Raw genomic sequence first — 13041 nt, 5'->3', positions numbered from 1 at the left:
TGTCTGTTTTTAGAAGACGATCTGGGCGAGTTTGGTTTCGAGATAATCGCTTATCCCCTCGATACCACCCTCACGCCCCATGCCGGAATGGTTCGTGCCGCCAAAAGGCGCTTCGGATGCGGCGAGCGCGAAACTGTTGATGCCGACCATGCCGGATTTCAGCGCCGCCACGGTTCGCCGTGCCCTGTCCGGGGAACGGGTGAATGCATAGGCGGAAAGGCCCATATCCGAGGCATTGGCCCGCTCCAGAACCTCTTCCTCGGTGCTGAAACGGGTGATTGCGGCAATCGGCCCGAAATTCTCTTCGGCAAAAACCCTCATCGTGTCCGTCACGCCGGTCAGCACGGTGGGTTCGAAAAAGAAACCGTGGTTCAGATGCGACGGGCGCTTGCCGCCATGGGCGATTTTTGCGCCGGCGCGCACGGCCTCGGCAACCACCGCCTCGATGTCCTCAAGGCGACCGGCATTGATGAGCGGCCCCATCCCGGTATCGGGGTCAAGCCCGTCACCGAGCCTGATCTTGGCCGCACGGGTCACGAAACCGTCGACAAAGGCGTCATGCAGGCTCTCGTGAACGAAGATGCGATCCGGCGTGACGCAGACCTGGCCGCAATTGGCGAATTTGGTGGGCACGGCAAGATCGAGCGCGTTGTCGAGATGCGCATCGTCATAAATGATGAGGGGCGCATTGCCGCCCAGTTCCATCGAGACCTTCTTCACGGTCTCAGCAGCGTCACGGATCATTTGCTGGCCGACCCGGGTGGAGCCCGTCAGCGACACCTTGCGCACACGCTTGTCCGCCATGATCGGGCCATAGGTATCGGCGGTCGAGCCGACAACCAGATTGACGGCGCCATCGGGCAAGCCGGCGGCCCTCAGGCAGTCGACCATGACCATCGCGACACCCGGCGTCTGGGATGAGGGGCGCAGCACGACGGGGCATCCGGCGGCGAGCGCCGGGGCGAGTTTGCGGGCCGGAAGGGCGGCCGGAAAATTCCAGGCGGTGAAAGCGCCGACGATGCCCACGGCCTCGCGGGTCACCTCAAACCGTCCGCCGGGCACCCGGCTGTCGACGATGCGGCCATAGATGCGGCGCGCTTCTTCGGCGAACCAGCGGAACTGGTCGCAGGAAAGCGTCCATTCGCGGCCAGCCTGGGCAATCGGTTTACCGGTCTCCAGCGAGATCATCGTTGCGCCTTCATCGGCACGGCGCAGCATTTCGTCGGCGGCCCTGTGCAGCGCTTCGGCGCGTGCGAAGCCGCCCATGGCGCGCAGTTTCGGAAGGGCGGCTGCGGCCGCGTTGATCGCGCTGCGGGTTTGATCGGCGTTAGCAAGCGTCACCTCGCCCAGCACCGCGCCGGTGACCGGAGAGACGACCTCACCTGTTGCGGCACCGGCAAGCCAGCGGCCATCTATGAAAAGTCCAAAATTCGCGTACATGGTTTACCCCATCTCGCTTGTGTTGACGGTGCGCCCTTCAGCGACGGAGCGGATTGCCGCTTCGGCGAGAAGCAATGCCAGCCGGCCGTCTTCGAAGCCGACCTCCGGTGCCTTGCCCTGTTCCACGGCCTCGACGAAGGCGCTGATTTCCGCTGCGAAGGCATCGGAATACCGGTCGATGAAGAAGTTCATCAGCGGTGCTGCCCGGTCGGTGCCGCTTTCGGTGTGGAGGCGCAGGTGATTGAGCGTCCGGTTTTCGGAAATCGCCATGCCGGCACTTCCGAAAGCTTCCACCCGCTGATCGTAGCCATAAACCGCGCGCCGCGAATTGCTGATTGTGCATTGTTTGCCCGAAGCGGTTTTCAGCACCACGGTTACGGTGTCGTAGTCGTCGCATTTTTCCATCATCGCCGGGTCGACCAGCCGCGAACCGGTGGCCGAGACTTGGCTGATCTCTTCACCCAGAATGAAGCGGGCCATGTCGAAATCGTGGATCGTCATGTCGCGGAAAATGCCGCCCGACATTTCGATATAGGCGGCGGGCGCCATGCCGGGGTCGCGCGAGGTGATGACGACCTGATGCAGATCGCCTATCGTTCCGTTTTTGATCGCCTCACGCACGGCGCGGTGTCCGCTGTCAAAACGCCGGACGAAGCCGAGCATGATCGGTACGCCGCTGCCGGCAATTTTTGTTGCACAGGCGTTGACGCGGTCGAGGGAGAGATCGATGGGCTTCTCGCAGAGCACAGGTTTTCCCGCCGCAACCGCCTTTTCCAGCAGGTCCGCATGGGTGGGGGTTGAGGTGGCGATCAGCACGGCATCGACTTTGGGTGAAGTGAAAACCGCCTCCGCCGACTCAAATCGTGTCACATCAAGCTTTTCGGCAATTTCTTTCGCCGAGGGCTCGTATACATCAAAGATACCAGCCAAGGTCGCACGTGGATGAGCGACGATGTTTTCCGCATGCATGCGGCCGATGCGGCCCACGCCAAGCACTGCAATTCTCAGCATTGAAATTTTCCTCCCGAGGTATTTGGCAATAATCATTGCAAAGCGCTGAATTTGTCAATATGTATTCCAAAACATATCAACAACCATCCGCAGGAGGAGGCGAGATGACCGCAAAGACCTTACGCCTGACCATGGCTCAGGCGCTAGTACGTTACCTGTGCAACCAGTTTACCGAGATCGACGGAGAGCGCGTTCCGCTGTTTGCCGGCGTGTTCGCCATTTTCGGGCACGGCAACGTCACATGCTTTTCCGAAGCGCTGGAGACGGTGCAGGACAAGTTGCCGACCTGGCGCGGGCAGAACGAGCAATCCATGGCGCTTGCCGCAATCGGCTTTGCCAAGGCAAAGCGGCGCAGGCAGATCATGGTCGCCGCGACCTCGATCGGGCCGGGGGCGTTGAACATGGTAACCGCCGCCGGTGTCGCCATGGCCAACCGGCTGCCCGTTCTCCTCATTGCGGGCGATACTTTCGCAAGCCGCCTGCCGGACCCGGTTCTGCAGCAGGTCGAGCATTTCGGCGATCCGACATTGACCGTTAATGACGCGTTCAAATCCGTGGTGCGTTACTGGGACAGGATCGTGCTGCCGGAACAATTGCTGCAATCGCTGCCGCAGGCGGTCGCCACCATGCTCGATCCGGCCGATTGCGGCCCGGCCTTTATCGGTCTCGCACAGGATACGCAGGAAATCGCTTTCGATTATCCGGCGGTCTTCTTTGAACCGAAGGTCTGGAAAATTCCGCGCCCGCGTCCGGACCGTGACGCCGTGGCCGCCGCCGCGCGGCTGCTGGCGCAGGCAAAACGGCCGCTTATCATTTCCGGCGGTGGCGTGCGTTATTCGCTGGCGGAAGAACGCCTTGCCGAGTTTGCCGCAAAGCGCGGCATTCCAGTGGTTGAAACCATCGCCGGCAAGGGCGCGCTTACCCATCACCATCCGGTCCATGCCGGGCCGATCGGCATCGTCGGATCGACCTCGGCGAATGCGCTGGCGAAAGAGGCGGATGTCGTGCTGGCGATCGGTACCCGGCTTCAGGATTTCACGACGGGTTCCTGGACGGCGTTCTCCCGCGATGCGCAGTTCATTTCCGTCAATGCCGCCCGCTTCGACGCGGTGAAACACCGGGCGCTTTCCGTCGTCGGCGATGCGCTCGAGGCGATTGACGAACTGGACCACGTGCTTGGTGCCTACAAGGCCGATGCCACCCATATGCAGCGGGCCAAAACGCTGTTCGCAGAATGGGATAATCTGCTCGACGAACACCAGCGTGTCACCAATGCGCCGGTTCCGTCTTATGCGCAGGTGGTCGGCGTGCTGAACCGGGTTGCGCGGCCCGAAGATACGCTGATCGCGGCGGCGGGTGGAACGCCGGGTGAGGTGACCAAGGGATGGCGGGTCAAGAACCCGAATACGTTCGACTGCGAATTCGGTTTTTCCTGCATGGGTTATGAAATCGCCGCCGGCTGGGGCTGCTCGATGGCGCAGGAAGGGCCGGGCGGTGCCGGCGGCGTTCCAATCGTCATGCTGGGGGATGGAACCTACATGATGATGAACTCGGATATTTATTCGGCCGCACTCACCGGGCACCGGATGATCGTGGTGGTCTGCGATAATGGCGGCTATGCCGTCATCAACCGTCTGCAGCAGGCCAAGGGCGTTCCCGGTTTCAACAATCTGCTGGCAGATTGCCGCATCAGGGACAGGGAAAATCCGCTGCATGTGGATTTCGTCAAACATGCGGAAGCCATGGGCGCCCATGCGCGCAAGGCCGAGAGCCTTGCCGATCTTGAAGACGCGATGATCTGGGCGCAGGGCAATGATGGCGTGACCGTCATCTCCATCGTTTCCGATGCGTGGAAATGGGTGCCGGGCGATGCCGACTGGGATGTCGGGGTTCCGACTGTTTCCAGCTTCGAGGCCGTGCGTGCCGCCCGCGCTGCGCAGGAAAACATCCGCAAGGCGCAGCGAGTGGGGGTCTGAGATGAAAGCAAGACTTGGTATTGCGCCGATTGCCTGGTGGAATGACGATCTGGCCGAGCTTTCCGACGATGTGAGCCTTGAGGAATGCCTGCGGCAGGCAAGCGAGGCGGGCTTTACCGGCATGGAGACCGGACGCCGGTTTCCGATGGATATGGCGCAGCTTGGGCCGATCCTCGACCGCTACGGCATATCGGTGTGCGGTGGCTGGTTTTCCGGCCTGCTGCTGGATGGCGACATCGAGGCGGAGAAAGACCGCATCGCGCAGCAGATGGAATTCTTCATCGCCGCCGGCGCGCCCTGCGTCGTTTATGGCGAAACGGCGCGTTCCATTCAGGGCGTGCGTTCCGCCCCGCTTGCCACGAAGCCAAGGCTCGACGAGGCCGGCATGGCGGCCTATGGCCGCAAGATGTCCGACTTTGCCGACTGGTGCGCGGCAAAGGGCATGCCGATTTCCTACCATCACCATATGGCGGCCGTGGTGGAGACCGAGCCGGAACTTGATTTCTTCATGAAACATTCTTCCGTTCCCCTGCTGTTTGACGCCGGGCACATGGCCTTTGCGGGCGGGGACGTCATGCGCGTCATCGAAAACCACCATGGCCGCATCACCCATGTCCACACCAAGGATATCCGGCGTGAGGTTGTCGACGGACTGGACAGGAGCCGGGAGAGTTTCCTCGATGCCGTCATCAAGGGCGCCTTTACGGTGCCGGGCGATGGCAGCCTGGATTTCGGGGCAATCGTCAAGGCGCTGGCGTCGAAAGGTTACGAGGGCTGGTTCGTGGTCGAGGCGGAGCAGGACCCGGTCAAGAACCCGCCGCTGGACATGGCCCGCAAGGGACACAGGGAATTGTTGCGCGTCATGGACGCCGCTGGTTATGAGGTCGTGAAATGAACAGCATTGAAGGAAAGATCGCCGTTATTACTGGCGGAACCCAGGGTCTGGGCGCAGCCGTTGCGCAGGTGTTTGCACAGGCGGGTGCGGCAGGGATCGTCATCGTCGGGCGCGGCGTGGAAAAGGGACAGGCAGTCGCTGATGCCATCACGCAGAAATCGGGCGTGCCCGTCGAGATGGTAGCGGCCGATCTCGGAGATATCGATGATGTCCGCAGTATCATTCCGGCGACGGACAAACGCTTCGGACGGGTCGATATTCTCGTCAATGCGGCGGGGCTGACAGATCGCGGCAACATGCTCAACACGACGCCCGAGCTTTTCGACCGGATGTTCGCGGTCAACACGCGTGCGCCATTCTTTCTCATTCAGGATGCAGCAAAGGTGATGATCCGCGAGGGGATCGAGGGTCGTGTCGTTAATGTCGGATCAATGTCGGGTCTGACAGGCCAGCCTTTCCTTGCGCCTTATGCGGCGTCCAAGGGCGCGCTTGCCACGGTCACCCGCCATGCCGGCTTTTCGTTGATGCGCCATCGTATCCATGTGAACCAGCTCGATATCGGCTGGATGAATTCCGATCACGAGCGCAAGCTCGTCCTCTCCGAGACCGGTGATCCCGATTTCATCGACCGTGCGGCGGCGGCAAAGCCGTTCGGGCGCATCCTCGATCCACTCGAAGTGGCCCGCGCCATCCTGTGGATGGCATCCGGCGACAGCGGCATGATGACGGGCGCCGTGATCCCCTTCGATCAGTCGGTCTATGGTGGTTACGACGACGCGCCGGTGCCGGCGAAAAAGCTGGAGGAATAAGATGATGCGGACCATCAAGGGGCCTGGCGTCTTTCTGGCGCAGTTCGCCGCGGATGAGGCGCCCTATAATTCGCTTGCCTCGCTGGCGGCGTGGGCCTCGGCCAAGGGCTTCAAGGGCGTGCAGATTCCCACCTGGGATACGCGCCTGATCGACATGAAACAGGCAGCGGAAAGCGATGCCTATTGTGATGATCTGAAGGGCATGCTCGGCGAGCACGGGCTGGAGATCACCGAACTCGCCTCCCACATCACCGGGCAGCTTGTGGCGGTGCATCCCGCCCATGACGCGATCATGGACAGTTTTGCGCCGGAGCATGTGCGCGGCAATCCCGCAAGGCGTCGGGCATGGGCCGAGGAACAACTGCGCTTTGCCGCCCGCGCCTCAAAGCGCCTCGGCATCGACCGCCACGTGACCTTCCCCGGGGCGCTTTTATGGCCCTATCTTTATCCTTATCCACAATGGCCGGAAGGGCTGGTGGAGGAAGGCTTTGACGAGCTTGCCCGCCGCTGGACGCCGATCCTCGATGACTTCGACGCCCATGGCGTGGATGTCTGCTATGAAATCCATCCCAGCGAAGACCTGCATGACGGCCACAGTTGGGAGATGTTTCTCGACAAGGTCAAGGAGCATCCCCGGGCGAACCTGATGTATGATCCCTCGCATCTGGTTCTGCAGGGAATGGATTATCTCGCCTTCATCGACCATTATCACGAACGGATCAAAACCTTCCACGTCAAGGATGCCGAGTTTCGTCCAGACGGAAAATCAGGCGCCTATGGCGGTTATCAGCCGTGGTCCAAAAGGGCCGGCCGCTTCCGAAGCCCCGGCGACGGGCAGGTCGATTTCGGGGCGATCTTCACCAAGCTCACCACGTATGGCTTCGATGGCTGGGCGGTGCTGGAGTGGGAATGTTTCGTCAAAAACCCGGAAGACGGCGCGTCTGAAGGCGCACGTTTCATCGCCGACCACATCATCCGCGTTTCGGACCGCGCCTTTGACGATTTCGTCAAATCCGGCGCGAACCGCAATGCCAACCGCGCCATGTTGGGGCTGGAGGAATAATGAGTATCGAAAGACCACTTCGTCTGGGCATGATCGGCGGCGGTCAGGGCGCTTATATCGGCAATATCCACCGTCTCGCCGCGCGTCTTGATGGCAAATGGGTGCTGGTGGCCGGGGCCTTCGATGTCGACCCCGAAAAGGGCCGCGCCTTTGCGATCAATGAAGGGCTCGACCCGGCCCGCAGCTATGGCAGCTATCACGACCTGATCGCCGGGGAGATTTCCCGCGAGGATCGTGTCGACGCTGTTGCGATCTGCACGCCGAATTTCACCCACTACCCGATCGCGAAAGCGCTGATCGAGGCGGGTTTTGACGTGATCTGCGAAAAACCGCTGACTGCGACGCTGGCGGACGCCATCGCGCTGGAAAAACTGTCGCGGGAAAGCGGCCGCTTTGTGGGGGTCACCTATACCTATTCCGGCTATCCGATGGTGCATGAAGCCCGTATGCGCGTGGCGGCCGGTGAGATCGGCGAGGTTCGGACCGTACAGGTGGAATATCCGCTGGAATGGATGGCGACGGCCATCGAACAGCAGGGCAATGCCCAGGCGGCATGGCGCACCGACCCGAAGAAGAACGGCCGCGGCGGCTCCATCGGCGATATCGGCACCCATGCCTATCATCTGGCTGGCTTCGTGACCGGGCTGAAACTACAGTCGCTTACCGCCGATCTTGCCACTTTCGTGGCGGGGCGGGCGCTGGATGACAATGCCCATGTGATGATGCGTTATGACGGCGGCGCGCGGGGCCTCCTGTGGTCGTCACAGGTGGCGCTCGGTAATTCCAACGGCGTGCGTCTGCGGGTTTTCGGCGCGACCGGCTCCCTGCAATGGTTTCAGGAGCAGCCGAACGAACTCGTCTATACACCGCTTAACGGGCGTGTGCAGACCATCAAGCGGGGCGCGGATGATCTTTCCGAAGACGCAAGGGTCCGAACACGCACCCCGCCCGGTCACCCGGAGGGATATCTGGAAGCCTTCGCCAACCTTTATGCCGGTTTTGCGGAAGCCATCCGTGCCCGCAAGGCGAGCCGCGAGCCGGGTGCGATTGGCCGCAATATTCCGCTTGCCTATGACGGGTTGAAGGGCGTGGCCTTTGTGGAAGCGGTGGTGGATAGCGCGGAAAGCACCGACCCGCGCTGGATTACGCCGGTGGCGGTGTAGGCGCGCGGCAGACCGTGCCGGAAATCGACCTTTCGGACAGGCCATATCGGTCCGAAAGGTTTTGGCCGTTCTGGTTGCAGAGCAGGGTCTGTATCTTAACGGCGGATAAAACAGGAAAAAATGGTGTCCACGAGAGGATTCGAACCTCCGACCCCAGGATTCATACCACTTCGGCTTTAACCGCCGTCCCGCCACCAATGGGCAGGGCGTTCGTGGTCTGGACTGTCCCTTCACCATGGACCTTTCGGCCTTTAGGTGCTGCCCTACCAGTCTCTACACCTTCAACAGGCTTTCGCCTGAAGCTTGGCTCGGGATTGGCATGCTGGAAGCCCAGCTAAGCGTTCCCCGAATTTGAGCAGATCGACTACAGCCTTTCGGACTGCAGCCCCCAATTATCAACTAGGAATCCTGTGCTCTATCCTGCTGAGCTACGTGGACACTGAATTGCTCTTTAACCTGACCATGCCTGCGGATCAACCGCGTTCTTCATCGCGGTTAATCTGTTCCTCGGCTTTCTTGGCGTTAGCCGACAATCAGCTCGTAAGGCGCTGCTCAGCCAGCTTCACCCAGTAGGAAATGCCGTAGGCGATGGCCTCGTCGTTGAAATCGTAGCCGGGATTATGAAGCCCGGCCGAATCGCCATTGCCGAGGAAGATGAAGGCGCCCGGTCTTTCCTTCAGCATGAAGGAGAAATCCTCACCTGCCATGGAAGGATCGACATCGGGATCGACATTCGGCTCACCCGCTACATCGCGCGCGACGCGGATGGCATGATCCGTCTCGGCGGCATGGTTGAAGGTCACAGGGCAATAACGCTCATACACCACCTCGGCTTCAGCGCCATTGGCAAGGGCTATGCCTTCCGCCATCTGCTTGATGCGGTCCTGCGCGAGATCGCGCACCGTCTCGTCGAGGCTGCGCACCGTGCCGGCGATCAATGCCTCGTTGGGGATGATGTTGTGGCTGGAGCCGGCGTGAAAGCGGGTGACGGATACGACGACCGAACGGATCGGATCGGCATTGCGCGAGGCGATCATCTGCAGATTACCGACGATCTGCGCGCCGATGGTAATCGGGTCGATGGTGCGGTGCGGCTGTGCCGCATGGCCGCCACGGCCCTTGACGGTGATCGAGAACTTGTCCGGTGCCGCCATGATGCCGCCCTTGCGGATGGCGAAGGCGCCGAGCGGAATTCCCGGCATGTTGTGCATGCCATAGACCTCGTCGATGCCGAAACGCTCCATCAGGCCGTCTTCGACCATGGCAAGCGCGCCCGCGCCGCCTTCTTCGGCAGGCTGGAAGATGACGGCGATCGAGCCGGCGAAATTGCGGGTCTCGGTCAGATATTTGGCCGCGCCGAGCAGCATGGCCGTGTGACCGTCATGGCCGCAGGCATGCATGGCGCCCGCTGTTTTGGAGGCCCAGGGTTTGCCGGTTTCCTCAAGAATGGGCAAGGCGTCCATATCCGCGCGAAAGCCGATGGTGCGTCCACTCGAAAGATTGCCGCGGATGATGCCGACCACACCTGTGCGGCCAAGACCGGTCACGATTTCGTCAACGCCAAAAGATTTCAGCTTGTCCGCAACGAAGGCTGCGGTGTTGTCGACATCATACAAAATCTCGGGGTTTTCGTGCAGGTGACGCCGCCATTCGCTGACTTCCTGTTGAAGTTCGGCGGCTCTGTTCAAAATCGGCATTCGTTCATTCCTGGGTTCATCGGTGCGGCGCGTGGTAAAAGCCATCCTCCGTGGTGGATAGTGCGCCGCATAATTGACGTAATCAATGTACTTTGCCATTGCTAGGACATATATGGTGAATATTGCCATTCCCCGACCGAAGACGGGAATTCGAGGACAAGCCTTGCCACAGACAGTTAAATCGCCAAACGCCGCCCGGCGGCTCTCCGCAGCCGTTGCCATCATGACCGCAGGCCTCGTTGCCGCGGCACCCGTGGCCAATGCCAATCCTAAAATGGTGGTGGATGTCAAAACCGGCAAGGTGATTTCCCATCAGGAAGCCTTCCGCAAGTGGTATCCGGCCTCGCTGACCAAGCTGATGACCGCCTATATCGCCTTTTCGCAGATGAAGGCCGGCAAGCTCAGCCCGCAGACGGAAGTGGTGATGAGCAAGAAGGCGGCAGACCAGCCGGCCTCGAAAATGTATTTCAAGCCCGGCCAGAAGCTGACGATGGACAGCGCGCTGAAGCTGCTGCTGATCAAATCCGCCAATGATATTGCCGTGGCGATTGCCGAGACGATCGGTGGCACATCTGATAATTTCGTGGCGCAGATGAATGCGCAGGCGCAGCGGCTGGGCATGAGCTCCACCCACTACGTGAACGCCAACGGCTTGCCCGGCAAGGGGCAATATACCACCGCGCGGGATCTGGCGCTGCTGGCGCTGATCATCAAGCGCGAATTCCCGGAATATGCGGGCTATTTCTCGCTGGAAGGCGTCACCACCGGCAAGAAGAATTATGCCAATTTCAACATGCTGGTCGGCCGCTTCGATGGCGCTGACGGCATGAAGACCGGCTTCATCTGTGCCTCCGGTTTTAACCAGGTGTCGTCGGCCGTGCGTAATGGCCGCTCTGTCATCACCGTGGTGCTGGGCGCGGACAGCCTTGCCGGACGAACCGACCAGTCTGCAGACCTGCTGCAGATGGGGCTGACGGCGCCTTCCGGTCAAGGGGTTTCGCTCGCTTCTCTGGCACCCTATGGCGATACCGGCGATGTGAACGATGTCAGCGCCGAAATCTGCAACCCGAAGGCTGCCAAAGTGCGCAGCGAGGGCCGCGATGACGCGGGCCGCATGGTTATCCATTCGCCTTATGTGACGGAGATGACCCGCCCGCCGGAATATTCCTTCGCCGGCCTGATCCCGGGCAGCGAGACCGTGGCTGTCAACACGACCAAGGGGGCTACGGCCAAGGGCGAACTGGCCAACGTGCCGATCCCGATCCCACGCCCGACATTCTGATTTTAAGGGAGTATGCCTCCAGGGGCGGCCCCGTCGCACATGAAGCGAGAGGGTGCGTCTTTCGCCTTCTCCCCACCGGGGAGAAGGTCGTGGCAGCGGGTTGAGGGGGCAAGCTCTCCGAAATCCGGCAACGTTTCCCCCTCATCCGACCCTTCGGGCCACCTTCTCCCCGTCCGGGGAGAAGAAACGCGGCGCGACGCCGAGCTTAATACGATTGCCTGTTGCGGCCTAAATCGGGCGGTTTCTCCTGGAGAGCTTTACGAATTGGCTATTCGCAGCTCTGATCTGTTATGGTATTACAGTCTCGCCCGTGGCTTCAGGCCTTGGGCGATTTCTGTTTTATCGCGCGGTTCCGGGTCGAGTATCGTCTAACGATCTGCCGGAGCGGCCCTCAACATACAGGCAAGGCATGTCTCGCGAGCGTATACCGGTCTCCATCATCACCGGATTTCTCGGCGCCGGAAAATCGACGCTGCTCAACCGGCTTCTCAAAGATCCCGAGATGAGCGACGCGGCGATCATCATCAATGAATTTGGTGATGTCAGCATCGATCATATGTTGGTTGAAAGCGCCGGCGAGGGCATCATCGAACTGGCGGAAGGCTGCCTCTGCTGCACGGTGCGCGGGGAACTGGTGGATACGCTGGCGGAACTGATGGATGGTATCCAGACCGGCAAGCTGAAGCCGGTAAAGCGGGTGGTGATTGAGACGACGGGCCTTGCCGATCCTGCCCCAGTCATGCAGTCGATCATGGGCAATCCAGTGATCGCCCAAAGTTTCGTGCTGAACGGGATGATTACGGTGGTGGATGCCGTGAACGGCCTCTCCACGCTCGACAATCACCAAGAAGCCGTGAAGCAGGCGGCCGTGGCCGACCGGTTGGTGATGACCAAACGAGCGCTCGCCGACGCTTCCACAATTGCTGCACTGAATGCGCGCCTGCAGGCGCTCAATCCGCGCGCAACGATCGAGGATGGCGACAAGGCCGACTGGACTGCAGCGGCGCTTCTCGACAATGGTCTTTATGATGCCGGCAGCAAAAATGCCGATGTAGGCCGCTGGCTGGGCGAAGAGGCGGCCCATGATCACGACGATCATGGTCATGGCCATGACCACGGAGACCACCACCATGGCGACCATGGCCATCACCATCACGATGTGAACCGGCACGATGCGTCGATCCGTTCCTTCTCGATCATTCATGACAAGCCGATCGATCCGATGGCGATCGATATGTTCGTGGATCTGCTGCGTTCGGCGCATGGCGAAAAGCTGTTGCGCATGAAGGCCGTCGTCAAGCTTTCGGACAATCCGGAGCGACCGTTAGTGCTGCATGGGGTGCAGAACATTTTCCACCGGCCGGAGCGCCTCGCGGCCTGGCCGGACCCGTCTGACCAGCGCACGCGCATGGTGCTGATCACCAAGGATTTGCCAGAGGCTTTCGTGCAGGACCTGTTTGCCGCTTTTACCGGCGCACCGGGTATCGACAGGCCGGACAGGCAGGCGATGACGGATAATCCGCTGGCGATTTCGGGGTTGCGGTTTTGAGGTGAGTGGCCGTGCGGGTAAGTCTGCGCGTGGGGTTTACCCCCCTCTGCCCTGCCGGGCATCTCCCCCACAAGGAGGGAGATCGACAAGCGGCCTGCTTCGAATATCGTTATCGTGCGGTTGAGATCGCAGTAATTAAGTTTGCGAGGAACCGAG

The 13041-nt window shown here is 60.8% G+C and carries 10 protein-coding genes; 7 read left to right on the top strand and 3 right to left on the bottom strand.

The genetic code is table 11. The features are described 5' to 3' along the window. Positions 1-9 precede the first annotated feature (9 nt). Both FCH38_RS11410 and iolG read right to left on the bottom strand, forming a co-directional pair. Entirely contained in the window at positions 10-1440 is a 1431-nt protein-coding gene (locus FCH38_RS11410) for an NAD-dependent succinate-semialdehyde dehydrogenase (protein ID WP_174373833.1), read from the bottom strand. A gap of 3 nt (positions 1441-1443) precedes the next feature. Continuing rightward, a complete protein-coding gene (gene iolG / locus FCH38_RS11405; RefSeq protein WP_174373832.1) occupies positions 1444-2451 on the bottom strand; it encodes an inositol 2-dehydrogenase in 1008 nt (335 codons plus the stop codon). Between the two features lie 104 nt (positions 2452-2555). On the opposite strand from iolG, the gene iolD reads away from it, so the two are divergent. From iolD to FCH38_RS11380, 5 genes are read left to right on the top strand one after another with little or no spacing between them, the layout of a single operon-like run. Continuing rightward, entirely contained in the window at positions 2556-4427 is a 1872-nt protein-coding gene (gene iolD / locus FCH38_RS11400) for a 3D-(3,5/4)-trihydroxycyclohexane-1,2-dione acylhydrolase (decyclizing) (protein ID WP_174373831.1), read from the top strand. Position 4428: 1 nt separating this feature from the next. Beyond that, entirely contained in the window at positions 4429-5322 is an 894-nt protein-coding gene (gene iolE, locus FCH38_RS11395; RefSeq protein WP_174373830.1) for a myo-inosose-2 dehydratase, read from the top strand. Further along, positions 5319-6131 carry an SDR family oxidoreductase gene (locus FCH38_RS11390; RefSeq protein ID WP_174373829.1) on the top strand — a complete coding sequence of 271 codons (813 nt, stop codon included), beginning with the start codon at positions 5319-5321 and terminating at the stop codon, positions 6129-6131. Before iolE ends, FCH38_RS11390 begins: the two co-directional genes overlap by 4 nt. Before the next feature lie 4 nt (positions 6132-6135). After that, positions 6136-7194 carry a sugar phosphate isomerase/epimerase family protein gene (locus tag FCH38_RS11385; RefSeq protein ID WP_174374017.1) on the top strand — a complete coding sequence of 353 codons (1059 nt, stop codon included), beginning with the start codon at positions 6136-6138 and terminating at the stop codon, positions 7192-7194. Next, the gene (locus FCH38_RS11380; protein ID WP_236776596.1) at positions 7194-8357 is read left to right on the top strand and encodes a Gfo/Idh/MocA family protein; all 1164 of its coding nucleotides are present in this window, start codon (positions 7194-7196) and stop codon (positions 8355-8357) included. The genes FCH38_RS11385 and FCH38_RS11380 overlap by 1 nt, the downstream gene beginning before the upstream one ends. Positions 8358-8890: 533 nt before the next feature. On the opposite strand, the gene FCH38_RS11375 is transcribed toward FCH38_RS11380, so the two are convergent. Continuing rightward, entirely contained in the window at positions 8891-10054 is a 1164-nt protein-coding gene (locus tag FCH38_RS11375) for a M20 aminoacylase family protein (protein ID WP_174373828.1), read from the bottom strand. A gap of 223 nt (positions 10055-10277) precedes the next feature. Between FCH38_RS11375 and FCH38_RS11370 the strand changes: the two genes are divergently transcribed. Further along, the gene (locus FCH38_RS11370) at positions 10278-11336 is read left to right on the top strand and encodes a D-alanyl-D-alanine carboxypeptidase family protein (RefSeq protein ID WP_174374015.1); all 1059 of its coding nucleotides are present in this window, start codon (positions 10278-10280) and stop codon (positions 11334-11336) included. Between the two features lie 409 nt (positions 11337-11745). Further along, a complete protein-coding gene (locus FCH38_RS11365; protein WP_174373827.1) occupies positions 11746-12885 on the top strand; it encodes a CobW family GTP-binding protein in 1140 nt (379 codons plus the stop codon). Positions 12886-13041 lie beyond the last annotated feature (156 nt).

The organism is Agrobacterium tumefaciens (assembly GCF_013337285.1).
In the GTDB taxonomy this organism is placed as follows: Bacteria; Pseudomonadota; Alphaproteobacteria; order Rhizobiales; family Rhizobiaceae; genus Agrobacterium; species Agrobacterium burrii.
Note: the sequence above shows the minus strand (reverse complement) of the source record. Positions and strands in the feature narration are given on the sequence as shown.